A 22,652-nucleotide genomic window follows, 5' to 3' on the forward strand; every position below is an offset into this window, starting at 1 on the left:
TAAAAAATACTCAATATGTCAGTTTTAGAAATGAAAGTTCCTTCACCGGGAGAATCCATTACAGAAGTTGAAATTGCAACTTGGCTTGTGAAAGATGGTGATTATGTAGAAAAAGATCAGCCCATCGCAGAAGTAGACTCAGATAAAGCAACTCTTGAATTACCTGCAGAACAAAGCGGTGTGATCACGTTAAAAGCAGAAGAGGGTGATGTAGTACAGGTTGGCCAGGTAGTTTGTTTAATTGATGTGGATGCTCCAAAACCTGCAGGCGGAAGCGCACCTGCTGCTGAAGCTCCAAAACAGGAAGAGGCTCCGAAAGCTGCTGAACCTGCTAAACAGGAAGCTCCAAAACCTGCGGCTCCGGTAGCGGCTCCACAAACGTATGCAACGGGAGCTCCATCTCCTGCAGCTAAAAAAATCCTTGACGAAAAAGGGATTGAGGCTGGACAGGTTTCAGGAAGCGGAAGAGACGGAAGAATCACTAAAACAGACGCAGAATTGGCTGCAGTTCCTGCTTTAGGTGGAACACCTTCTACGGCAACTGGTGCACGTACAACGACAACAACTAAACTTTCAGTTCTAAGAAGAAAAATCGCTTCAAGATTAGTTTCTGTAAAGAACGAAACAGCGATGTTGACTACTTTCAACGAAGTTGATATGTCTGAAATTTTCAGATTAAGAAAATTATACAAAGAAGAATTTGCTCAGAAGCACGGAGTAGGATTAGGCTTTATGTCTTTCTTTACAAAAGCAGTGACAAGAGCATTACAAATGTACCCGGATGTGAATGCATCTATCGACGGAGACTTCAAAATTAACTATGATTTCTGCGATATTTCAATTGCAGTATCAGGTCCTAAAGGATTAATGGTTCCGGTATTGAGAAATGCTGAAAACATGTCTTTCAGTGGAGTTGAAGCCAACATCAAAGATCTTGCAACTAAAGTAAGAGACGGTAAAATTACGGTTGATGAAATGACTGGCGGTACTTTCACGATTACAAATGGTGGTACTTTTGGATCTATGATGTCTACACCAATTATCAACCCTCCACAGTCTGCTATCCTTGGAATGCACAACATTATCCAGAGACCGGTAGCAGTAGATGGACAGGTTGTGATCAGACCAATGATGTATGTTGCCATGTCTTACGACCACAGAATTATCGACGGAAAAGAGTCTGTAGGATTCCTTGTAGCGGTAAAAGAAGGTATCGACAATCCTGTTGAAATTTTAATGGGAGGCGACGAAAGAAAAGGCCTTGGACTATAAAATTTAATAAAATTTTAAGATAACTTACAATCTCGCCTTAAAAAAGGCGAGATTTTTGTATCTGTTATAAAAACTAAGGTGATGTTCTCAAAAATGACTTCCAATATCAAAGTTTCAGTAATACCTGAATATGATAGTAAAAACAGTTATCCTTCCGAAAACCGTTATGTCTTTAAGTACAATATTACAATAGAAAATGACGGAAGCTTTCCCATTAAAGTACTTAAAAGAAAATGGCTCATCTTTGATGTAGGTTTTGGATACACAGAGATTATTGGCGATGGTGTAATCGGATTGACACCGGAAATTCCCACAGGCGAAAATTTCGCTTATTTCTCCAATGTAATGCTTCGGTCCGGCGTAGGCAATATGAGCGGAAAATACCTCGTTAAAAATATGGATACGCAGGAAACCTTTGAGATAGAGATCCCAAAGTTCAACCTGTTGTCTGAAGTGTTAAGCAATTAAGCCGAGTTATGAGTTTCAGGGTAAATTTTGGTTGACTGGTTGCTGGTTGATTGTATTAAGCTAATAAATTATTGTTTGATGTCTTGTGACTGAGATCTAAAATCTTGTTTCTTGACTCTTATTTTCCAGTCTACATTCACCATTCACTTGCAAAGCAAAATTCACCATTGACATTCTTCATCCCAGTTGAAAGTCTGAAATCTGATATCAAAAAAATTAGGATTATTCCCTGATAAATTGATGTCTGCTTATTCCTTTCTGAGATTTGATTTCTAAGAAATAACCTCCTCTTGAAAGGCCGGAAACATCTATTCTGGAATCTGCAGAATTCTGCTGAACGAGTCTTCCTTCAGCGTTATAAATTTTTGTCCATTCAATACGCTCAACGCCTTTAATTTCAAGGAAACTGTCCTTAACGGGATTAGGGTAAATCTTTATTGACGCAGCTTTGGATGCCTCCAGTTCTTTGGTGGTTAAGAAACCACTTTCATAAAAAGCTTGAACTCCATAATTATTATCTACTACCATATTTTTTGTATTTCCTGAATAGGTAATCTGATAATTAAATAGTCCCGAATTGTATTCAAAATAGTTGCTATAATGATTGAAAAAGGTAATGTTTTCTGGATTTGTACATGTTTGGTTACCAACCCCAGATGCCCAGAGGCCAAAAGCACTTGCTGTAATTTCGATTTGGTACACTACTGCCCAAATGCTGGTTCCACAGATATAACTGTTCATACTATATGCCGGCGATGATACGGATGGTAGAGTGAAAGTCAATGTAGGAGTCACCATTTCAGTATTCTGGGGAACATTGTAAGTTACATTATTTTTGATAATTTTTTTCAAATACCATGTAGTATCAGTGAGTTCCGTGTTTTGTGCGTGGAACAGGGTGCCAACAATAATGGCAGCAGGAAGTAAAAGTTTTTTCATGGGTGTTATAGTTTTTTGATGTATTTATTTAAAAAAGATTCATGGATTTCGTCGTTCTCGGTGATAATTAATTTTTCAAAAGCAAGAAGTGAAATTTTTGCACAGGCTTCGGCATCATCTCCGGCGCGGTGGTGATTCAGATTGATCTGGTGATGTTCTGCCAGATGTTTCAATCCGTATTTTGGAAGATAATTCCATGATTTTTTGGCCAGCTGAATACTGCAAAGATAATTCAGCTTTGGAGTAAACATGCCGTAATGTGCGAAACATCCTCTTAAAACACCTGCATCAAAGCTTGCATTGTGAGCAATCATCAGCGATCCGTACATCATTTCTTCAGCTTCGTACCATATCTCATCAAAAGTAGGAGCATCCTTTACATCTTCAGGGGTAATTCCATGAACAGCAATATTAAATCTGCTGAAATAAGGAAAACTTGGCGGTTTGATCAGCCATGTTTTCGTTTCCACAATTTTGGAATCCTGAACAACACAAATACCCATTTCACACGCTGAATTTTTTTCGTGTGTTGCCGTTTCAAAATCTATTGCGCAGAAATCCATTTTTTTGAGTGATGAGTTAAGAGTTATGTGTTGTTGGTTGGTTTTGGTTGGTTGGTTTTATTTAATGCTTAAAGTTTAGAGTTTTTGAAGTTAAGAATTTTTCACATAAAATACTATAGTCCTTTAACCGTCAGATATTTGTACTTTATTTCCCTAATCCCTAATCCCTAATCCCTTCTACCCAAAAAATGTCTAAAGATCAGCCATTTTGATTGATAGAACTTGCTTTTCTGATAATTCTGGCGAAGTTTCCATGTTCCGGGAAGTTGTGCATAAAATCCGAAATGAGCTCTTACAACGGCCCAAAGGTGAGGGAATCCGTTTTTCAATCCGAAATAAATTCCGGCAATTCCGTCTAAACAAAGTCTGAAGAAAATTAACGCTACCAGTTTTGGAAACGGTAAATTTTTCAACATCATGGAAAGGTTGTTGCGGATATTTAAATATGTTTTTTGAGCGCTTTGTTTGTTGAGTGTTCCGCCACCTACGTGATAAACTTTGGATTTTCCTGTGTAGAAAATTTTCCTCCCGGAATTAATCAGTCTCCAGCAGAGATCAATTTCTTCCTGATGGGCAAAAAACCTTTCATCAAAACCTTTCTGCTCCCAGAAGTCTTTTGAACGGATAAAGAAACTGCATCCGGAGGCCCAGAAAATCTGTGTTTCATCATCATACTGTCCTTTATCTTCTTCCACATCATCGAATACACGTCCACGGCAATAAGGATAGCCCAGATTATCAATAAGACCACCAGCAGCGCCGGCAAATTCAAAAAACGCTTTATGATTAAAAGATAGGATTTTAGGCTGTATTGCTGCTATGGAAGCGTCTTTTTCAAACAATTCCAGAACCGGAACTGTCCAGTCTTCAGTAACTTCTACATCTGAATTAAGAAGACAGTAATACTCATTTTTGAGTTCCTTTAAACCTTCATTGTAGCCACCTGCAAAACCATAGTTCTGAGTGTTTTTAATGATTTTTACGGCAGGAAAATGAGTTTGTATAAATGTTATAGAATCATCGGTAGAAAGATTGTCAATGACATAGATATCTGCATTTTGAGAAAAACTGACAACGCTCGGAAGAAATTTCTCAAGCCAGTTTTTTCCATTCCAGTTTAAGATAGCAACGGCTAATTTATTCGGCATCAGGATTTATTTTTTATTGCCATCAAAGGTTTTAATCGAGCTTTGATACTTCCATTTTCTGTGAGACCAAAGATAGTTGTCCGGGTTCTTGCGAAGTGTGTTTTCCAGAAGGTTATGGAATTTCTTCACCACTTCATGTTCTGTAAATTTTTCACCATCAGGATAAATTCTGTGGTAATTGACCTGATAATAGCCCCGCTTTACTTTCTTCATTTCACAATAAATAAAAGCAAGATCCATTCTGGTAGCCAGTTTATCATAGCCTATAAATGCAGGCGTTCTCTGGTGAAGGAACTCCAGTCCGTAATTCACATGGGCAACATGAGGCGTTTGGTCTGCCACGAACATATAAGCTGATTCACCATCGTTTTTAGATCTGAAAATATTCAAGATCACTTCATTGGCTTCCAGCGCTTCATTTCCAAATTTGTTTCTGACTCTTTTCATCTGGTTTTCCCAGAAATCGCTGTTGACCTTTCTGTATACGGGATGACAGTGTTTTTGTGGAATCACTCTTGCGAAAGCATTCATCCATTCCCAGTTGAAAACGTGTCCTGCGAGCATGATTACATTTTTGCCTTCAGCTTTAGCTTCATGGAAGATCTCCTGATTGATGTGCTGCATTCTGACTCTGGCTTCCGTTTCAGAGATACTGAACGATTTGATGGTTTCTACCAGATAATCCGAAAAATTTAGATAGAATTTCTTTCGTATGGCTCTGATCTCTTCTTCCGATTTTTCAGGAAAAGAGTTTCTTAGATTCTGGGTAATAACGTTCTTTCGGTAGCCTACCAAATAGTAATTCAGGAAGAACATAACGTCCGAGAAAAGATACAATACTTTGAGCGGAAGTTTGGAGATGAAATATAATATTTTGATCAGGAAATCCATAAAACATGCAAATCTAGTGATAATAAAATTATGGTTCTATTTTTGCTTGCAATAAGTGTAAAATTTTTTTTATTTTTATGTTATGAAAAAATTGTCAATCATAGCTTTTTTGGGACTTAGTGTCATTGCTTTTTCCCAGGAAACCAAAAATGTACCGGAAGGAAGAAATAAAGATAACGCCCTTTTGGTGAAAACTGACCATGCAGAACTGGATGCGAAGAAGAAAGCAGGTGAGGAAAAGGCGAAACTTCCAAAACCCTACGATCCGAAAGCCAATGCAGAGGCTGATATCAATAAAGTAATTGCCAAAGCTAAAAAAGAAGGAAAAAATATAATCATTCAGGCGGGTGGAAACTGGTGTATATGGTGTCTCCGTTTTAATAATTTTGTTCAAAGTAGCCCTGAATTAAAGGAAACCGTAGATAAGAACTATGTGTATTATCATTTGAATTTCTCTCCTGAGAATAAGAATGAAAAAGTTTTTTCTAAATATGTAGATATTAATGAAAAGCTGGGGTATCCTTTTTTCATAGTTTTGGATAAGAATGGAAAAATGATTCATGTACTGAAAGACAGTTCAGTTCTGGAAGAAGGTAAAGGCTACAGCAAAGAAAAGGTAAAAGAATTTTTTACTCAGTGGGCGCCTAAATCATAAAAGTACAACCGGGAAATTTCCCGGTTTTTTTATTTACAACAGTTTCTTGATCCAACTTAATTTCTTTTCAGAATAAGGAGGATATTTAATATTGGGTTCGCCCCAGGTTGCTTTTTCAAGGATCGATTTCTGATGTGAAAAAGCTTCAAAACCATATTTTCCATGGTAATTTCCGATACCGGAAGCTCCAACACCTCCAAACGGTAACCTTTCATTACCCAAATGCATAATCACATCGTTGATACATCCGCCACCAAAGGATAATTTCGAAGTAAAAGCTTCTTTTTCCTCAGAATTACGGGTAAACAGATAGGCCGCAAGTGGTTTTTCATGTTCCAGAATAGTATTTAAAATCGGATTAAAATGAGTAAAGCTGATCACGGGAAGTATCGGACCGAAAATCTCTTCCTGCATGACATCATCTTCCCAAGTTACATTATTGAGGATGGTAGGTTCAATATGCAGTTTCGATTCGTCGGAATTTCCTCCAAAATAAATTTTCTTCTGGTCGATAAGCTTTATGAGACGGTCAAAATTTTTACGATTGATAATTCTTGTATACTGTTCGGAACCGGGTTCGTATTTGAACTCCGTGATATATTTTCTCAGCATTTCCAGAAACTGTTCATGAATGGATTCTTCTACAAGCAGATAATCCGGTGCCACGCAGGTTTGTCCAGCATTGAGGAATTTTCCCCAAACGATTCTTTTGGCAGCGACTTCAAGGTCTGCATCTTTAGTGACGATTGCAGGAGATTTTCCACCCAATTCAAGAACAGCGGGTGTTAAATGCTCTGCAGCAGCTTTGTACACGATCTTTCCAACTTTCGTACTTCCTGTAAAAAATATTTTATCAAATTTCAGTTTTAAAAGTTCTGTAGTTTCATCAATGCCCCCTTCGTAGACATATAAATACTCGGGTGGAAAGTTCTCATTGATGAGTTTTGCCATCACTTTCATTGTATTTTCTGCTATTTCACTCGGCTTTAAAATACAGCAGTTTCCTGCAGCCAATGCAGCGATCATAGGAGAGAGTGACAATTGATAAGGATAATTCCAGGCGCCAATAACCAGAACACAGCCCAGCGGTTCAGGATGAATACTGCTTTTTCCGATCTGATTAGACAGATTGGTGGTGACTTTTTTAGGTTTTGAAAGGGAATTTAAATTCTTCAAATAATAATGAATATCATTCAGCACGAAAGAAAGTTCTGTGGTAAACGTATCAAACTTTGACTTACCAAAATCCTTATCAATAGCTTCACATAAAAGATCTTCACTCCTCAGAATAATATCCCGTAGTTTTTCAAGATACATTTTCCTGAACTTAAGACTTTTCGTCTGCTGGGTTTTGAAAAAAGCCCGTTGGCTGGATACGATTTCCTGAATGTCCATAAAATCAAATTTCTGGAAGTACAGCAAATTTTCGGCCTAAACGATTACATAATATTCCTCACCGCAATTTTCACAGGATGATACAGCAGTAAAGCAAAAGCCGTAATCAGTGCCAGCCAGAAAAGTCCTGTGAAAATTTCCATATTGGAAAGAAGGATCGACTGAGCGGTTATTTTTGCTTTAAATGCACCGGCAGTCATAGACAGGGATTCATTAACCGGCAGTTTAGACAGATTAGCACCGAAAATCTGGTTCCACTGGCTGTAGAAAACAGGATTGGAATCGGTCATATTGAAACTTAAGGTGTCAGAATGTTTTAACGTTAAAAACAGCATCAGGTTCTGCATTAAGGCATATCCAATGGCGGTGGTCCAGAAACGGGTCGTGGTTCCTAAGGCCGTTGCATTGGCGACATATTGTTCCGGCATTCCGGAAATCAAAAAGAAAACAAGTGGCGTAAACAGCAGCCCCTGTGCAATTCCTTGTAAAAATAAAGGAGGACAGATCGTGGAAAGGGTCGTATCCGGATAAAAAGTATACGTAAACCATGCACAATCAATGGCCAGAAGCAGAAATCCGGTGAAGAAAACAATTCTTGAAGAAACGCCGCGCATCAGGCAAATTCCAGATAAAATAACCCCCAATAAAGTCCCGGCCACATTCCAGTACTGAATATTGACAATATAATCCCATGGCCATTTCCAGACGGTTGCCATAATGCTGTATACATTATTTAAGCCTGACCGGATCAGATAGAAAATAAAGAACATAATCATTCCTGCAATGACGTTTTTTGAACTGAAAACTTCGTAATGAAAAAGTGGTCTTTTGGAATTCCTTTGCTTCAGCATAAATAATCCTCCGGAAAGCAGAAATATGAAAAAACACATGATAATCGTGTCAGACTCCAGCCACATCAGCCTTTTACCGTAAATAATAACATAACCTCCCGACTGCAAACAGGCCCAAAGGAGAAACCAACTTGTGATGTCGAGCTGATAGAGTGGCATTTTAGGGAAAAATCTGTTGGTATTAAAAAGAGCGATTCCGATGATCAGAACAAAGATGTGAAAATAAGCCATCATCAGGATCATATGCTTGAAATCATAATCTTCAATACTGGATTTCAATAAAGAAGTGGTGATGGTTCCGCCGGTAAGCATAATGGTGTACATGAACAGATAAGCTATCACCTTGGCGTGTTTTGTTTTTAATTCGGCAATAATTAACGGAAGAAAAATAGCGCCTTCAAACAACCCGAAAATCCCTTCGAGAAAACGGATCACCAGAATAACCTGATAATTATTCGTAACTGATAAAACATACAGTATAATCACAGAAACAGAAGCCATCAGAAGGATATAGTATTTCACACTGAAATATGCCAAAAACCGCTGTAAAACCAAAAGTGTAACCACAAATGTCCCGTACATCAAAATCATTAAATACTGAATGTCATCCGAATCTACATCCATAAACGAAGACGTGAAAGCGCTGTTGGAATGCAAAAGTGACAACAGCATTAGGTGAGGAAAAAGAGCCAGCACCAGAAGAGGCAGTTTCAGCCATTGTGGTACCCATTTGTGATAAACTGTATTATGTTGCATGGTTGATGAGATGATTCGTTGATGTGTTGATTTGATGATTTGATGATTTGATGATTTGGCGATGAGATGGTGGAAGATAAAAACACGGAAAGACAAAAGAGCAGGGTGTAAAAAAAGTAAAAGGTAAATTGACAAATACTTACGAATCATCATAAGCCTGTCGCTGCAGTTCTGTCTTTCCGCTGAAAAAATCTAATGGGCTGTTTTGTTGATGCGATGATGCGATGATTTGATAATTTGATAATGTGTTGATTTGATAATTAGACAATATGATGATGCCATTCAATATCTGTTATCTTTCACTCTAATACTCTAATACTCTAATACTCTAATACTCTAATACTCTAATACTCTAATACTCTAATACTCTCAAACCCTCCCACACAAAAACGCTATATTTTCTTTGCACTGACCAGAACATTCATCCCGGAAAGCAGTTTTTCGTTATTTTGATTGTTATCGAGAATAATTTTCACAGGAAATCGCTGTTCAATTTTTACGAAGTTTCCGGTGGCATTATCCGGTTTTACCAGGGAAAACTGTGAACCAGAGGCGGGAGATACGGAAACGACTTTTCCTTTAAATTCAATATCAGGATAAGCATCTGCCGTGATCGTAACTTCCTGTTTCGGATCGATCTGCCCAAGCTGGGTTTCTTTATAATTGGCAATGATCCATTTTTCTTTGCTCACCATTTGAACCAAAGCCTGGCCTTCTTTAATAAGCTGTCCTTCCTGGATGGTCTTTTTCCCGACCCAGCCATCATAAGGTGCTGTAATCACGGTGTAGGAAAGAAAAAGCTTAGCATTGTTAAGGCTTGCAGAGCTCTGCTGGATCTGGCTTTTGACGGGAGCTACTTTTGTCTGCTGCTCATTGGCGCCGGCTCTCACTGCATTTTTCTGCTGTTCCAAGGCTAAAAGATTGGCTTTGGCCTGTTCGTAAGAAGCTTTTACATTCTCAAACTGCTGTTCTGTGGCGGCATCTTCTGAAACTAAATTTTTGTATCGCTTAAAATCCTGTTCCGTTCTCCAGATATCAATTTTGGCCGAAGCAATTTTAGCATCAATGATTTTGGAATCACTTTCTTTGGTATTGACGCCGCTTTCAATGGTGGTGATGTTTTCAGCATTCGCATGAAGGCCTGCTTCCGCCATTTTCACCTGGTTGACAAACTCTCTGTTGTCTATGACGATCAGTGTATCTCCTTTTCGTACAAACTGGTTTTCTTCGAACTGTATCGTTTTAATGAACCCTGAAACCTTGCTGGAAACGGGCGTAATAAATTGCTCGATCTGGGCATCATTCGTGGTGACATTTTTTCTTGAGAAAAGGAAGAAGCTTACCATTCCCGTGATTCCGCTGATGATCAGAATCCAGGCCAGCAGCGTGATCGTTTTATTGATTCTTTTTTCCTTTTGTGTCAGTTGTTTCTTTGCCATAGTTTTTATAAGTTTCCAATCGTGTACTGGAGTTGGTAATATTTTAATTGTCGGTTGATTTTTACGGAGATAAGATTGGATTCAGCCTCCAGATAAGCATTGTCTGCATCGATAAGTTCGGTGATAAGACTTAATTTATTGGCATATTTTGTCTTTACAATTCTATAGTTTTCTTTGGCCTGGCCAATGGCTTCCTCTGCGATTTTAACCTTCTGATCCGTTTCTTCAAACTTCTTATACGCTTCATACACATAATGCCGTACATTTTCATCGTTTTCCTCGATCTGAAGTTTGGCCAGATCAATATTTTCCCGGGCTTCCTGCATTTTGTATTTATTTTTATACAGGTTTTCGATAGGATAGGTAAGGTTCACACCCAGCATCCCAAGACGGTAGGCATAAGGCTCGGGAGGGAAGAACATCATATTCGGGTACTTGATAAAATATTCTCCGCCAGCGGTGATTTTCGGTAAATAATTCGCTTTCGTGATTTTTTGATCCAATTGTTTTAACGAAAGGTTTTTGTGGGTCATTTCTACGGATTCATTTTGATGTAAAGCCGTTTCCGTAAGCTCATCGATATAGGGAACCGATGCTTTGTCGGAGATCAGATCTTCCGTGTCTGCGTGCATTTCCTGACTTTCCGGAAGCGAAAGAATGGTTTTAAGCTTATGTTCTGCAATCTGTATATCGTTATCCAGCTCTGTCCAGCTCATTGTATGGTTTGATAGCTGTAAAGATGTTCTCAGAACTTCATTCACCGTAACAACGCCATTGGCTTTCAAAGCTTTCACTTGTTTGATGTTGATGGAATCCTCCTTCATTTTATCGTTGATCAGGCTTTGCTGTTCCTTTAAGTGATAAATCTGAAGAAAAGCCGTAATGATTTCCATTTTCAGCTGTCTTTCATCCTGATGGGTTTTTAAAGCTGAAATTTCGGTGTCGATGGCTGCTTTCTTTTCTGTATTCTTGATCTTTCCACCCATATACACAGGAATGGATGCTGCAAGGGTAAAGTCATACATTCCGTTGATGATGTCATATTTAGTAGCTTTATTGAAAAAGCCATTCTGATGCTGAAAAAGATTGGTCACCTGATTGTAGCTGGTATGAAATTCAATATCCGGAAGTTTTTCCATAGCCAGGTCTTTCTCCTTCGTGACAGACATTTCCTGCTTTAAATGGCTGATGCGGATATTCTTATTATTTTTCAAACCGGTCTCTATAGCCTGTTGAAGACTCAGATGCTGGTAATCGGTCATTTGTGAGTGTAAAAAACTGCCTGTCAGCAGTAAGGACAACGCCATACACCTGTATTGGAAGGCGCTAAATGTCATATTCATAATTTAAGTAAGGGATTTTTGCTGAAATGATTTTGATGCTGCAAAGTTACGCTGCACAGGATCGCACCCTATTTGTTAAAGCAGAAAAAGATTTGCTCATTTACGCCAATGTGAAATTTTCTTCTTACCTTTATTCTATGAACGACAGTCATTTTAAAGCAGTAGAAGAAGATGATGCAGAATTTTATGTCTATAATGTGTTTACAGGAGGCATAACGACAGACATTCATCATCACAGTTCTGCCCAGATGGTTTATGCAGAGGGTGGAATAGTCCATATTTTTACAGATCTCCAACACTGGTATCTTCCGGCAAGATGCTTTATGTGGATCCCGGCCGGAACACCTCATTACATCTTTTCAAGCAGTCCGAATGTAGAGTTTTATAATTTTTATTTTAAAAAAGAAGAAAATGAAAATGGCTTCTTTGATGAAATTAATATTTATTCCGTCAGTCATCTTCTCAGAGAAATGATTTTGTATACCAAAGACTGGGATGGGAAAATCACAAAAAATGAAGGCGATAAATATTTTTTCCTTAAAGCATTAAAAGGAATTCTTCCTGAAAAAAGAGATAAAAAACTGGCTTTCCCCGTTCAGCATCCGTTTCCAAAAGACGAGACCCTTCTGAAGATTGCCAAGTATATCCACGCTAATCTTGAGAAACCCCTTACCATCGAATCTACGGCAAAAGAATTCGGGATGAGTACAAGAACCCTATCCAGAAGGTTTAAAGAGATTTTAGGTATGAATTACGTCCGTTTTCTGCGTGCTTTAAGGATTACCCGCTCGCTGGAATTAATGATGGAGGGGAAATACAATATGTACGAAATAGCCATGATGGTAGGGTACAACAGCCTATCGTCATTCAGTAATATATTTAAAAAAGTAATCGGGATACCACCCAGTGAGTATCAGCAGAAATTGAGAGGAGGGGAGTGATTGTATTGGTGACTTCGGGAGCCTCATCCACCAATTAATGAAGAATGTTCTGATAATTGTTGATAGAGTACAGGAAGCGGGTGACTGAGGCTCCCGAAGTCACCCGCTTCCTTAGCCCCGATAGAAACGGTTACCCCGCAGTAAGCGTTGGCTAAGCAGCTGCGCGAGGAGTATGAGTGGATAGCGGGATTAAGCTTCTCATAAAACAAAAAACCACTTCAAACGAAGTGGTTCATATATTTGAGAAAATCTCTTTAAAGCTTATGCTTCTTCAGAAGGAGTTTCTTCTACTACTTTTGCTTTAGGAGCAGCTGGTTTAGGAGCTTCCACCGGAGCATCAGATACGATGTCGAATTCGAAATTGTACTCAACATTTCTGTGAAGTCTGATGTTTGCAGTAACTCTACCAGTTCTCTTAATAGTGTTTCCTGGGATTTTGATGTATTTCTTCTCTACAGAAACTCCAGCTTTAGCAAGAGCGTCAGAAAGATCAGAATTGTTGATAGATCCGAATAACTTGTCACCAGAACCTACTTTTGCAGGAATAGTGATAGAAGTTTTCTTCAATTGATCTACTACACCGTTAGCTGTAGCGATAAGTTTAGCTTCTTCTTCTTTTCTAGCCTCTAAAGTAGCTTCAAGAGCTGCTTTGTTTTTAGGAGTAGCTAAAAGAGCAATTCCTTGAGGAAGTAAGAAGTTTCTTGCATAACCTGGCTTTACGCTTACTGTATCAAACTCAAGTCCTAAGTTTTCTACGTCTTTTTTTAGAATGATATCCATTGTTGTTGTCCTTTTTTAGAATCTAGATGTTAGAAATTAGAAGTTAGATGTGAGACAGTGCCTTTATCTAAATCTGTAGATCTTTTATCTAAAATCAAGTTAGAATTAAATTATTTATTCAGCAACAAAAGAAGAGGTTGCCCTCTTCTTCTATTTATTTTTTTTTGTCTTATTTCAATAAGTCAGCTACGTAAGGTAGTAAAGAAAGGTGTCTTGCTCTTTTGATAGCAGCAGAAACTTTTCTTTGGTATTTTAAAGAAGTTCCAGTGTATCTTCTTGGTAAGATCTTACCTTGCTCGTTTACGAACTGTAATAAGAAGTCAGCATCTTTGTAATCAACGTGCTTAATTCCGTATTTTTTGAATCTACAATATTTCTTTTCAGATTTTGTATTGATATCAAGTGGAGTAAGGAATTTTACTTCTGATTCTCCTCCAGCTGAGGCTTGTTTAGCCATTTCATCTATTGCCATGTCTTGTCTTTTTTAAAAAATAGGGTTAATAATTAAGCTCTAGCCGCTTTGATTTTAGTTCTTCTAGTTACAGCATACTCAACAGCGTGCTTGTCAAGTTTTGTAGTCAGGTAACGGATTACTCTCTCGTCACGTTTGAATGCTAATTCTAAATCAGCTACTACAGTACCTTCACCTTTAAACTCGATTAAAGTGTAGAATCCATTCTTTTTCAATTGAATTGGATAAGCTAGTTTTTTTAATCCCCAGTTTTCTTTGGCAACGATTTCACAGTTCTTTTCTTTTAAAAGATCTTCAAATTTTTTCACTGCTTCCTCTACCTGAGCATCAGATAGAACGGGAGTTAAAATGAAAACAGTTTCGTAATTGTTCATAATGTTAAATGAATTTGTTAATTATTTCGAGGTGCAAAATTAGAGAATATATTTGGAATATGCAATACTTGGGTGAATATTTGTAGGCGGATTTTAGGCAACAGATACAAGATATGAGAGATTAAGGTTAAGGTTGTGACTGAGGTTAGAAAATGCTAATGGTGAATTTTAAGTTGTAATCAGTTTGATGCATTTAATCAAACAGACATAGAACAATGACTTCATCAACCTAATTTATTAAACCAATAACCAATAACCAGCAACTAGCAACTAGCATCCCGTATTCCGAAACTCTCCAACCCAAAAACTCTCCAACTCTCAAACCCCGCATTCCGAAAACTATTCCTTCTCCCTGATCTCTGTCAGGAAATTCACCTTAATCACATCATATAAAGAATGTCTGCTTACCAGAATAGAAGCTATGGATGAAACCATTCCCGCCAGCATAAGGTGGAAAATAAGGGAATGTCTGTCCGTCATTTCCAAAACAATAATAGCTGATGTAAACGGAGCTCTTGTAATTCCGGTAAGAAATGCGACCATTCCAGCGAGGATGACTACATTGGTTTCGTTGGGAGTTAAATGAATAGCTCCTGAAATCACGGAACCTATACTCGCGCCGGCTGTAAGGGCAGGAGCAAAAATTCCGCCCGCACCGCCCGATGTAAAAGAAAGGGCAGGGCCAAGCATTCTTAAGATCGGGACATACCATTCTTCATGCTTATCCTTTGTGAAAAGAACACGCTCCATAATTTCCTTTCCGGAGCCTAGAATTTCCCTGTTAATGAAATAGGCTATAGAAGCAATAAACAATGCGCAGATCACAAGAAAAATGATATTGGCCTGGTCCGTTTTTAATTTTCTTTTCTTCCAGTCACTCATTTTAAGCATCATGACAGAAAGCTGGCTGGCCAGAATACCTGCTGTTCCGGCTACAAGAATAATTGGAAACATGACCATTAAAGAAACATCATTGGTTTTAGGATATCCTAAATATAAATAAGAACCTGCTAATGTCTGAGCTGTTAAACCTGCAATGATAACAGCTGTGAACAATGCTGTCTTGAAATAGTTGATATGTGTTTTTGAAAGTTCTTCTACCGCAAATACAATTCCTCCCAAAGGCGTATTGAATGCCGCTGCAAGACCTGCCGCTGCACCTGTCATAATCATGTTTTTCTTGGAAATTTTCGGCCACCAGTGCGGAAGATATTCATTGACCTTCCGGAATACAGAACCTGCAATCTGTATCGTTGGTCCTTCACGACCTACAGCGCCACCACCGATAACCAGAACAACAGATGAAATGATTTTAAAAACAATGATTTTAAGGCTTAAAAGGCTTCTGATCTTTGTATGTTCCTTGGGATTGGCAAGCTCTACGGCGGCCATAACCTGTGGAATCCCGCTTCCTTTGGCATTGGGGGCAAATTCTTTTACCAGCCACCACGAAAGCACAAAACCGATAGGTGCAATGATGAAGATCATCCATGCATGCCAGTTCATGATGAAATTCAGCAGATGCTCTCCCCATGCGAATATCTTGGCGTACATCACCGCAAAAAAACCGGTGATCACTGAACCGATCCAGAAAGGAATTGCCTGAAGCAGATTGTTCTTCAGTTGTTCGTTTCTTATGTTGTCAAAAGACTTTTTAAGGCCTTTCCGTAAGAGGGAGAAAATTTTCAGCATTTGTGGACCGGGACATTTTATTGAACTGAAAAGTAGGAAAATTAGATGGTATCTGAAAATATCTGCAGTAAAAAAATTAAGCTGTTTAATGATGGTTGATTGAAAAAACAGAATGAAAAGAGCGCTATACTCCATGATAGTTAAGCATAACGCAGCATTCAATAGACATAGATTTGTACTTTAAATTAAAGAATATGAAAACAATAATTGGAAATATCCTGGTGATTGGTGGTGGAGGAAAAAACGGCCGCCGTGTAGTAAAGAAATTGAAAACTCTTGGATATACCGTCTTTTCTACAGTTCGTGTAAAGGATGATGTGAATGAAGATGCCCGTTTTTTCGACTGGAATAATTTGGCTTCCTATGATCAGGCCTTGAAGAATATTGAGAAGGTATACATTGTACATCCGGATACCTCCATTCCTGGTGCGGAGGAACAGATAATAGAACTGGTCAATGCTATGGTTGAAAATTCCGTGTCCAAAGCGGTTTTACTTTCAGGACGTGGCCAGGAATCGGTGGAAGACTGTGAACGTATTTTGATCAGTTCACCGTTGAAATGGGCTATTGTACGTTCAGCATGGTTTAATCAGAATTTTAGTGAAGGACATTTTCTGCATGGCGTACAGTCCGGAGAGGTTACCTTCATGGCTGGCTCTGTAAAAGAACCGTTTGTGGACCTGGATGACCTGTCGGATGCTGTGGTTGAATGTTTGACGAATGAAAAACATAATGGCGAGATCTATGAAATAACGGGAAGTGAATTATTGACTTTTGAAGAAGCTGTTAAAATGATTGGTGCAAAATTGAACCGTAACATTCAATACAATTTTCTGGAAAAAGATGAATACAGAGAACTACTCATACAGGTTGGCTTGCCCCCATTTGCAGCCGGACATATGGCTGTTGCATTTGATGAAATTTTAGACGGACGGAATGAAAGCACAGGCGATGGAATTCAAAAAATCTTAGGCCGGAATCCGAAAAAATTCAATGAGTTTGTCCACGCAAACGAGTTTAAGTAAAAGGTTGGGAGATGGGAGAGGGAGGATGGAGGTTACTATTGGTTTTGAATTTCGAAGTAGTCTGAAAATAGTAAAAAGGATTTCAATAGTTTCTTTCACGTAAATAATTATCCTCTTCCAGCTTCAAACTTCCTTAATCATTAACTTTTCTTAGTTGGTTAAGTTTCTTACTTTTACTGTACGTTGTAAATGTAGAACTTAAAAGACAAGCGCATGAAAGAAGAAGAACCGGGAAACTCCCAATGTCCGTTAAACTCATCAAAAGTATTATTGTCCATCGGTGATGCTTTGGAAGCGGTCAACGGAAAATGGAGAATGAAAATCATAGCTGTTCTTCTGGATGAGCCTAAAAGATTCAGGGAAATATCAGTAATGATCGGTCAGATCACAGATCGGATGCTTTCTATTGAGCTTAAAAAACTTGAAACAAATTTGCTGATCAGAAAAACTTCGATTTATTCGGCTCAGGCAGAATATGAGCTTACACACCACGGAAAATCATTGAAACCGTTAATCATAGAGCTGATTAATTGGGGGGAAATGCATAGAGGAAAAGTAATTGACAGTTTGAAAGGAGAATAATAAGACGTTTATTTTTTTAACGCAAAGTTTGATTCTGATACTGCATACTTTAAGAAACACAAAGAAGGGAATCAATTGCATTGATTCGACTAAGCGAGTGTTTTATCCATACGCTTAATCAGTGGCTATACCGCCACCTTTGCTTTGCTCGAACTAAAAAGCATTTTACATCAATCTTTGCGTGAAACAAAACATTTTCACAAATGCCTTAAGATTTAAAATTGAAAGATCACAAGAATGATCATTAAAATTAAAAAAAAGCTTCCCGGAGGAAGCTTTTTACGTTGTATGTGTGAGTGTCAGGCGAATCCGAAAAGGAAAATACTCCCGATACCATAAATTAGTAATAGAATAAGAATAAAAACAAGATTAATATTCCTGAGAATAAATTTCTTTTTGCTTTGCAGAATCATGGTTTCAATGATGATATAAAGAAGCCATATTCCGTGGAAGATCGCCATAAATATAACCAAAGCCACTGCTCCCCATCCTTCTGCACCATTGATGAGAAAGGCAAAACCAAGTGTTCCGGTGATAAGTACAGCAAGACGTATTAAAATATGATTTTTAACATTTTGATCAGTGGGTTGACTGATCTTTTTCTCCTCGTCTTCCTGCTTGATCTCAAACAGCTTTCTCAGTTCCGGACTCATTCTTTTTGCTTATTGTAAAGTTTCACAAAGAACTGTAATACCCCGACAAAAGCAATCAGGTTTAAGATTCCGAATAATCTAAATAAGCTCATGGAGTAGAACTCAAAAAAACTGGATATAATTTGAACAAGATCAATAAGGATAATGACTCCTACTGAAATCATGGCAATTAATGTTGCGTTTTTCATGTTCTTATTTAGATTACGGGTTTATTTTGTTTTTATATTTCTGTATTCAGATCCCAGTTCTGAAGGTAGTCATGAACATGTTTAAGCATCATTCCACCTAAAGATCCGTCTACCACTCTGTGGTCATAAGAGTGAGACATGAACATCAACTGACGGATCGCAATCACGTCACCATCTTTAGTTTCAAGAACTGCAGGCTTCTTTACGATAGCACCAATCGCTAAAATTGCTACCTGAGGCTGAGGAATAATAGGCGTACCCATCAGGTTTCCAAAACTTCCTACGTTAGAAATCGTGTACGTAGCTCCTTGTGTATCTTCTGGTCTTAATTTCTTGTTTCTCGCTCTGTACGCTAAATCATTGATCGCTTTAGCCAAACCTGAAAGAGATAACTGATCAGCATTTTTAATAACCGGAACTATAAGGTTTCCGTCTGGTAAAGCAGTGGCCATACCGATGTTGATATTTTTCTTCTTAATGATGTTTTCGCCACTGATAGAAACATTGATCATAGGGAAATCCTGAATAGCTTTTACAATAGCTTTCACGAAAATCGGCATGAACGTCAGTTTTTCACCTTCACGTTTCTCGAAAATATCTTTATGCTTGTTTCTCCACTTTACAACGTTGGTAACGTCTGTTTCGATGAAAGAAGTCACGTGCGGAGCAATATGTTTTGCTTTCACCATGTTCTCAGCAATGATCTTTCTCATTCTGTCCATTGGAATGATCTCATCACCCGCTGCTGTAGAAATTGTAGAAACCGGTGCTGAAGCAGGAGCTTTTGGTGCTGCAGGAGCAGAAGCCTGTTGTGCAGGAGCTGCTTGCTGAGCCGGCTGGTTTCCTCTGTTGGAAACGTATGCTAATATATCTTCTTTTGTAATTCTTCCTTCTAAACCGCTTCCTTTGATAGACTTCAACTCAGTTTCAGAGATGTTTTCCTGCTGTGCGATAGATTTTACTAACGGCGACAGGTAAAGGTCTCCTGAGAATTCTACATTGGCTGCAGCCTGTAACGGCTCTTCAATGGTTTTTAACGTTTCAGTATCCGGAGCAGCTGCAGGAGCTTCTGTTTTCACTTCTTCTGATGCTGTATTTCCTCCTTCTCCCTCAATTTCTAAAATGGCAATGGCCTCACCAACTTTAGCAACCTCGTCCTTCTGTTTCAGGATTTTTACAATTTTCCCCGAAACTGGTGTCGGAACGTCTGAATCTACCTTATCTGTTGCAATTTCAACTACGGAATCATCCTCTTTTACATTATCACCTTCATTGAATAACCAAGTGATAATCGTCGCTTCCATAACACCTTCTCCCATGGAAGGAAGCAATAATTTGTATTCTGCCATTTTTAATTTTTAGATTTTGACAAATATATAAAAAAAATCGGTTTTTTTATGAAATATATAATCTTAGACAAATTCAACATAAATATTCTCGCCTACATTGAGTCCAAACAGGCTTTTAGCCCCGTTTTTCTTGCTTCCTTTATAGATCGTAAGCTCCAATAGCTGACTGTCATTGAAGATCGCTGCCGACTGTCCGTGGAATTCTGTTTCCCTTTCCCAGTCCGAAACCACTTCCGTATGACTTGAAAAGACGCGCGAAAGTGTTAAATTTCTGAATTTTATAGTGAAACCTTCATTGCCTTTGCCGGTGCTTTCAAAAAAGTCTTTACTGATATTTGAGATTATATTTCCGAAATTATCAATATAGGTGACTTCCCCAATGATCATCTTTTCAGATTCATTGAAAACCGGTTTCGGGAAAAGAAGTTCTTTGGCTGAATCTATCTTCCGTCCGATGACTTCAGGAAGCCCGCCATTAGCCAAATGGACTGCCACCGGGACAAAAACATCTGTGGAAGTGAAATTCACGATGTCGTCAAAACGGGTGTTCAAAGTGATTTCATAGATCGCTTCAGGTTTAATGTCGAAGAATATAAGACCCAGAAGTCCGTTATCTGCCGCCAGAAAATAGGAGCCGTCTGCTTTGTAAAGGATGTTTTTTCTTGATTTATGATAAAAACTGTCTACAGACAGGATATGAATAGTGCCTTTAGGAAAATATTTATAAGCATTCCGAACAATATACGATGTCTGTATAAGATTGAATGCCTGGATATCGTGGGATATATCAATAATATTCACCTTAGGGTTTAGAGACAGAACCTTGCCTTTCACAGCGGCGACTCTGTAATCTAAATGTCCGAAATCCGAAGTAAGGGTAATAATTGACATGAATTGGTAGTAGAATAAATAGTGTTTACTGCAAAGTTATCTAAAATAAAAAGAAAGCCCGAAAGATTGTAGAAAAGAATTGACAGAAATTTGAAAAAAAGCTTTAATTTTAAAATCTAATAAAAATAAAATACTGCATGTTTGAATTAACATATGATTTGGAAGATGTCGATGTAAAGACCTTCTATGGCGTTAATAATCAATATTTCAATTTGTTAAAATCAAGCTTTCCGACGCTTAAGATCACCGGAAGAGATCATTTTATCTTCGCGATGGGGAATCAGGAGGCTTTAGACATACTTAAACTAAAACTGGATGATCTCATAAAATTTATTTCCAAAAACAATTCTATTGCCCTCAAAGACGTTGAAAATGTTCTGAACATCAAAGATGAGCATGAAAAACATTTGGTTTTTGATCAGGATATCATTGTAAAGGGAGTCAACGGTAAGATCATTAAAGCCAAAACCACCAATCTTAAAAGGCTGGTCAAAGAAACCGAGAAAAAGGATATGGTTTTTGCCATTGGTCCTGCAGGAACCGGGAAAACGTACACCAGTGTGGCTTTGGCGGCGAGAGCTTTGAGAGATAAGGAAGTGAAAAGAATCGTCCTGACAAGACCTGCTGTGGAAGCGGGAGAGAGCCTTGGATTCCTTCCCGGAGACCTGAAAGAGAAGCTGGATCCGTATTTACAGCCTTTGTATGATGCGCTTCGAGATATGATCCCTCACGAAAAACTGGAAGGTTTTATGGAGAAAAAGGTGATTGAAGTAGCTCCGTTAGCGTTTATGAGAGGTCGTACGCTTGATGATGCCTTTGTGATTCTTGATGAAGCACAGAACACCACTCATGCCCAGATGAAAATGTTCCTGACCAGAATGGGGATGAATGCCAAGTTCATCATCACCGGAGATCCAACGCAGATCGACTTACCACCGAAACAACAATCGGGGCTGAAGGAAGCGATGAGAATTCTGAAAGATGTTAAAGAAATAGGTTTTGTACACCTTACGGAAGAGGATGTAGTAAGACATCCGGTCGTGAAGAAAATTATTTTAGCGTACAACGAGGAAGATAAAAGACTTAAAGATTAAGATAAAAGACTGAGATGTAATTTTTTTCTGTGAATTTTATGCTTAGAACTATATGTTTGAGAGAATATTTTTAAGCACTATTTGGTGTTTTAAAAAAAAGACTTAGTTTTACAGCCGAATACTAACAATAACTCATGAAAAAAATTCTACTTATTGCAGCTGTGGCTGTACTAGGCGCCAACTTAAGCGCTCAGGAATTAAGATTCGGTCCTAAAGCCGGTTATTCTTTATCTACCCTTAAATTTAAAAGCAGCGGAGAATCAGAAAGCACAGATCCATTGCATACTTTCTATGTGGGAGGTATGGTTGAATATAAAATCAGTGATAAATTTGGTTTGCAAGGGGAAGTTTTATATTCCCAATTAGGAGGGAAAGTATCCAAAAGTGTTGAGGATGAAGACAATGAATTGATCAAAGTTCAAAACAAAATGACTTTCGGTACTTTATTGGTTCCTGTTTCTGCCAAATATTTCATCACTGAAGGTTTATCAGTTTCTGCAGGGGCAAGTTTTGGATATATCCTTACTGCAAAATCTAAAACGGTAACCGACTTAAATTTTGGAGGATTAATTCCAGGATTAGAGCTTGGTGCTGATGATGAAACGGATATTAAAGACCAGACGAATACGTTGAATATTGCTCCTTTCTTAGGTGCTGAGTATGCGTTGGAAAACGGATTATTCTTTGATGCCAGATATAATATGGGAGTATCCAACTTAGCTAAAAATCCTGTGAATGGTGAGAAAACCACTAACAGCTTTTTACAGGTGGGTATCGGTTTCAAATTCGGAGGAAACTAATTCTTCAGAAGCTTAACGAAAAGATACATAGCGGGACAAATTTTTGTCCCGCTTTTTTATTATTACAATGAATGTACTTTGTTAATTTTAT

General features: G+C 38.3%; 24 protein-coding genes. 8 read left to right on the forward strand and 16 right to left on the reverse strand.

The genetic code is table 11. The annotated features are described in order from the left end of the window. The first annotated feature begins 15 nt into the window (after positions 1-15). On the forward strand, positions 16-1,272 hold the full coding sequence (gene odhB / locus IW22_RS07310) for a 2-oxoglutarate dehydrogenase complex dihydrolipoyllysine-residue succinyltransferase (protein WP_034725340.1): 1,257 nt from the start codon (positions 16-18) through the stop codon (positions 1,270-1,272). An 81-nt stretch (positions 1,273-1,353) separates the two neighbouring features. After that, on the forward strand, positions 1,354-1,740 hold the full coding sequence (apaG, locus tag IW22_RS07315; protein WP_175548910.1) for a Co2+/Mg2+ efflux protein ApaG: 387 nt from the start codon (positions 1,354-1,356) through the stop codon (positions 1,738-1,740). A gap of 222 nt (positions 1,741-1,962) precedes the next feature. On the opposite strand, the gene IW22_RS23595 is transcribed toward apaG, so the two are convergent. The 4 genes from IW22_RS23595 to IW22_RS07335 form a co-directional block, all read right to left on the reverse strand. Next, on the reverse strand, positions 1,963-2,679 hold the full coding sequence (locus tag IW22_RS23595; RefSeq protein ID WP_051891138.1) for a T9SS type A sorting domain-containing protein: 717 nt from the start codon (positions 2,677-2,679) through the stop codon (positions 1,963-1,965). Between the two features lie 5 nt (positions 2,680-2,684). After that, positions 2,685-3,242 (reverse strand): 3'-5' exonuclease, encoded by a 558-nt coding sequence (locus IW22_RS07325; protein ID WP_034725344.1) that lies wholly within the window; start codon positions 3,240-3,242, stop codon positions 2,685-2,687. Between the two features lie 167 nt (positions 3,243-3,409). After that, a complete protein-coding gene (locus tag IW22_RS07330) occupies positions 3,410-4,390 on the reverse strand; it encodes a glycosyltransferase family 2 protein (RefSeq protein WP_034725345.1) in 981 nt (326 codons plus the stop codon). Between the two features lie 6 nt (positions 4,391-4,396). Then, complete coding sequence (locus IW22_RS07335; RefSeq protein WP_034725347.1) at positions 4,397-5,281, reverse strand: lysophospholipid acyltransferase family protein; 885 nt, start codon at positions 5,279-5,281, stop codon at positions 4,397-4,399. Between the two features lie 82 nt (positions 5,282-5,363). On the opposite strand from IW22_RS07335, the gene IW22_RS07340 reads away from it, so the two are divergent. Then, entirely contained in the window at positions 5,364-5,936 is a 573-nt protein-coding gene (locus IW22_RS07340) for a thioredoxin family protein (protein ID WP_034725348.1), read from the forward strand. Positions 5,937-5,969: 33 nt separating this feature from the next. Here the strand turns inward: IW22_RS07340 and IW22_RS07345 are convergent, their stop codons facing one another. From IW22_RS07345 to IW22_RS07360, 4 genes are all read right to left on the reverse strand, one after another. After that, a complete protein-coding gene (locus tag IW22_RS07345) occupies positions 5,970-7,355 on the reverse strand; it encodes an aldehyde dehydrogenase (protein ID WP_262483625.1) in 1,386 nt (461 codons plus the stop codon). 20 nt (positions 7,356-7,375) lie between these two features. Beyond that, positions 7,376-8,938 (reverse strand): hypothetical protein, encoded by a 1,563-nt coding sequence (locus IW22_RS07350; RefSeq protein ID WP_131401701.1) that lies wholly within the window; start codon positions 8,936-8,938, stop codon positions 7,376-7,378. 392 nt (positions 8,939-9,330) lie between these two features. Next, positions 9,331-10,377, reverse strand: coding sequence for an HlyD family secretion protein (locus tag IW22_RS07355; RefSeq protein ID WP_034725352.1), 1,047 nt, complete (start codon positions 10,375-10,377; stop codon positions 9,331-9,333). A gap of 5 nt (positions 10,378-10,382) precedes the next feature. Continuing rightward, positions 10,383-11,720: a TolC family protein gene (locus IW22_RS07360; protein ID WP_228384012.1), complete on the reverse strand. Its 1,338-nt coding sequence runs from the start codon at positions 11,718-11,720 to the stop codon at positions 10,383-10,385. 35 nt (positions 11,721-11,755) lie between these two features. On the opposite strand from IW22_RS07360, the gene IW22_RS07365 reads away from it, so the two are divergent. After that, positions 11,756-12,661: a helix-turn-helix domain-containing protein gene (locus IW22_RS07365; RefSeq protein ID WP_228384013.1), complete on the forward strand. Its 906-nt coding sequence runs from the start codon at positions 11,756-11,758 to the stop codon at positions 12,659-12,661. A 261-nt stretch (positions 12,662-12,922) separates the two neighbouring features. On the opposite strand, the gene rplI is transcribed toward IW22_RS07365, so the two are convergent. The 4 genes from rplI to IW22_RS07385 form a co-directional block, all read right to left on the reverse strand. After that, complete coding sequence (gene rplI, locus IW22_RS07370; protein ID WP_034725357.1) at positions 12,923-13,441, reverse strand: 50S ribosomal protein L9; 519 nt, start codon at positions 13,439-13,441, stop codon at positions 12,923-12,925. 169 nt (positions 13,442-13,610) lie between these two features. Next, positions 13,611-13,913, reverse strand: coding sequence for a 30S ribosomal protein S18 (rpsR, locus tag IW22_RS07375; protein ID WP_034706728.1), 303 nt, complete (start codon positions 13,911-13,913; stop codon positions 13,611-13,613). 32 nt (positions 13,914-13,945) lie between these two features. Beyond that, positions 13,946-14,287, reverse strand: a complete 342-nt coding sequence (gene rpsF, locus IW22_RS07380; RefSeq protein ID WP_034706729.1) for a 30S ribosomal protein S6 — start codon at positions 14,285-14,287, stop codon at positions 13,946-13,948. 339 nt (positions 14,288-14,626) lie between these two features. Then, a complete protein-coding gene (locus IW22_RS07385; RefSeq protein ID WP_034725660.1) occupies positions 14,627-15,979 on the reverse strand; it encodes a chloride channel protein in 1,353 nt (450 codons plus the stop codon). Positions 15,980-16,173: 194 nt separating this feature from the next. Between IW22_RS07385 and IW22_RS07390 the strand changes: the two genes are divergently transcribed. After that, positions 16,174-17,004 (forward strand): NAD(P)H-binding protein, encoded by an 831-nt coding sequence (locus IW22_RS07390; RefSeq protein WP_034725358.1) that lies wholly within the window; start codon positions 16,174-16,176, stop codon positions 17,002-17,004. Between the two features lie 213 nt (positions 17,005-17,217). Continuing rightward, on the forward strand, positions 17,218-17,586 hold the full coding sequence (locus tag IW22_RS07395) for a winged helix-turn-helix transcriptional regulator (protein ID WP_051891139.1): 369 nt from the start codon (positions 17,218-17,220) through the stop codon (positions 17,584-17,586). A gap of 299 nt (positions 17,587-17,885) precedes the next feature. Here the strand turns inward: IW22_RS07395 and IW22_RS07400 are convergent, their stop codons facing one another. From IW22_RS07400 to IW22_RS07410, 4 genes are all read right to left on the reverse strand, one after another. Further along, entirely contained in the window at positions 17,886-18,239 is a 354-nt protein-coding gene (locus IW22_RS07400) for a hypothetical protein (RefSeq protein WP_034725360.1), read from the reverse strand. Next, positions 18,236-18,427: a hypothetical protein gene (locus IW22_RS24230; RefSeq protein ID WP_131401702.1), complete on the reverse strand. Its 192-nt coding sequence runs from the start codon at positions 18,425-18,427 to the stop codon at positions 18,236-18,238. The genes IW22_RS07400 and IW22_RS24230 overlap by 4 nt, the downstream gene beginning before the upstream one ends. A gap of 32 nt (positions 18,428-18,459) precedes the next feature. Beyond that, entirely contained in the window at positions 18,460-19,776 is a 1,317-nt protein-coding gene (locus tag IW22_RS07405) for a dihydrolipoamide acetyltransferase family protein (RefSeq protein ID WP_034725362.1), read from the reverse strand. A gap of 63 nt (positions 19,777-19,839) precedes the next feature. After that, complete coding sequence (locus IW22_RS07410) at positions 19,840-20,667, reverse strand: S-adenosyl-l-methionine hydroxide adenosyltransferase family protein (protein ID WP_034725363.1); 828 nt, start codon at positions 20,665-20,667, stop codon at positions 19,840-19,842. 137 nt (positions 20,668-20,804) lie between these two features. Here IW22_RS07410 and IW22_RS07415 point away from each other — a divergent pair, with 137 nt between their 5' ends. Together IW22_RS07415 and IW22_RS07420 are read left to right on the forward strand one after the other, a co-directional pair. Beyond that, positions 20,805-21,761 (forward strand): PhoH family protein, encoded by a 957-nt coding sequence (locus IW22_RS07415; protein ID WP_034725364.1) that lies wholly within the window; start codon positions 20,805-20,807, stop codon positions 21,759-21,761. A gap of 134 nt (positions 21,762-21,895) precedes the next feature. Then, positions 21,896-22,561, forward strand: a complete 666-nt coding sequence (locus IW22_RS07420) for a porin family protein (protein ID WP_034725365.1) — start codon at positions 21,896-21,898, stop codon at positions 22,559-22,561. Positions 22,562-22,652: the final 91 nt, after the last annotated feature.

The organism is Chryseobacterium sp. JM1, from assembly GCF_000737715.1.
Classification (GTDB): Bacteria; Bacteroidota; Bacteroidia; order Flavobacteriales; family Weeksellaceae; genus Chryseobacterium.

Bases quoted from the DNA above. Each gene is read 5' to 3' on its own strand.
- odhB (WP_034725340.1), top strand. From the start codon at position 16: ATGTCAGTTTTAGAAATGAAAGTTCCTTCACCGGGAGAATCCATTACA.
- apaG (WP_175548910.1), top strand. From the start codon at position 1,354: ATGTTCTCAAAAATGACTTCCAATATCAAAGTTTCAGTAATACCTGAA.
- IW22_RS23595 (WP_051891138.1), bottom strand. From the start codon at position 2,679: ATGAAAAAACTTTTACTTCCTGCTGCCATTATTGTTGGCACCCTGTTC.
- IW22_RS07325 (WP_034725344.1), bottom strand. From the start codon at position 3,242: ATGGATTTCTGCGCAATAGATTTTGAAACGGCAACACACGAAAAAAAT.
- IW22_RS07330 (WP_034725345.1), bottom strand. From the start codon at position 4,390: ATGCCGAATAAATTAGCCGTTGCTATCTTAAACTGGAATGGAAAAAAC.
- IW22_RS07335 (WP_034725347.1), bottom strand. From the start codon at position 5,281: ATGGATTTCCTGATCAAAATATTATATTTCATCTCCAAACTTCCGCTC.
- IW22_RS07340 (WP_034725348.1), top strand. From the start codon at position 5,364: ATGAAAAAATTGTCAATCATAGCTTTTTTGGGACTTAGTGTCATTGCT.
- IW22_RS07350 (WP_131401701.1), bottom strand. From the start codon at position 8,938: ATGCAACATAATACAGTTTATCACAAATGGGTACCACAATGGCTGAAA.
- IW22_RS07355 (WP_034725352.1), bottom strand. From the start codon at position 10,377: ATGGCAAAGAAACAACTGACACAAAAGGAAAAAAGAATCAATAAAACG.
- IW22_RS07360 (WP_228384012.1), bottom strand. From the start codon at position 11,720: ATGAATATGACATTTAGCGCCTTCCAATACAGGTGTATGGCGTTGTCC.
- IW22_RS07365 (WP_228384013.1), top strand. From the start codon at position 11,756: ATGCTGCAAAGTTACGCTGCACAGGATCGCACCCTATTTGTTAAAGCA.
- rplI (WP_034725357.1), bottom strand. From the start codon at position 13,441: ATGGATATCATTCTAAAAAAAGACGTAGAAAACTTAGGACTTGAGTTT.
- rpsR (WP_034706728.1), bottom strand. From the start codon at position 13,913: ATGGCAATAGATGAAATGGCTAAACAAGCCTCAGCTGGAGGAGAATCA.
- rpsF (WP_034706729.1), bottom strand. From the start codon at position 14,287: ATGAACAATTACGAAACTGTTTTCATTTTAACTCCCGTTCTATCTGAT.
- IW22_RS07385 (WP_034725660.1), bottom strand. From the start codon at position 15,979: ATGCTGAAAATTTTCTCCCTCTTACGGAAAGGCCTTAAAAAGTCTTTT.
- IW22_RS07390 (WP_034725358.1), top strand. From the start codon at position 16,174: ATGAAAACAATAATTGGAAATATCCTGGTGATTGGTGGTGGAGGAAAA.
- IW22_RS07395 (WP_051891139.1), top strand. From the start codon at position 17,218: ATGAAAGAAGAAGAACCGGGAAACTCCCAATGTCCGTTAAACTCATCA.
- IW22_RS07400 (WP_034725360.1), bottom strand. From the start codon at position 18,239: ATGAGTCCGGAACTGAGAAAGCTGTTTGAGATCAAGCAGGAAGACGAG.
- IW22_RS24230 (WP_131401702.1), bottom strand. From the start codon at position 18,427: ATGAAAAACGCAACATTAATTGCCATGATTTCAGTAGGAGTCATTATC.
- IW22_RS07405 (WP_034725362.1), bottom strand. From the start codon at position 19,776: ATGGCAGAATACAAATTATTGCTTCCTTCCATGGGAGAAGGTGTTATG.
- IW22_RS07410 (WP_034725363.1), bottom strand. From the start codon at position 20,667: ATGTCAATTATTACCCTTACTTCGGATTTCGGACATTTAGATTACAGA.
- IW22_RS07415 (WP_034725364.1), top strand. From the start codon at position 20,805: ATGTTTGAATTAACATATGATTTGGAAGATGTCGATGTAAAGACCTTC.
- IW22_RS07420 (WP_034725365.1), top strand. From the start codon at position 21,896: ATGAAAAAAATTCTACTTATTGCAGCTGTGGCTGTACTAGGCGCCAAC.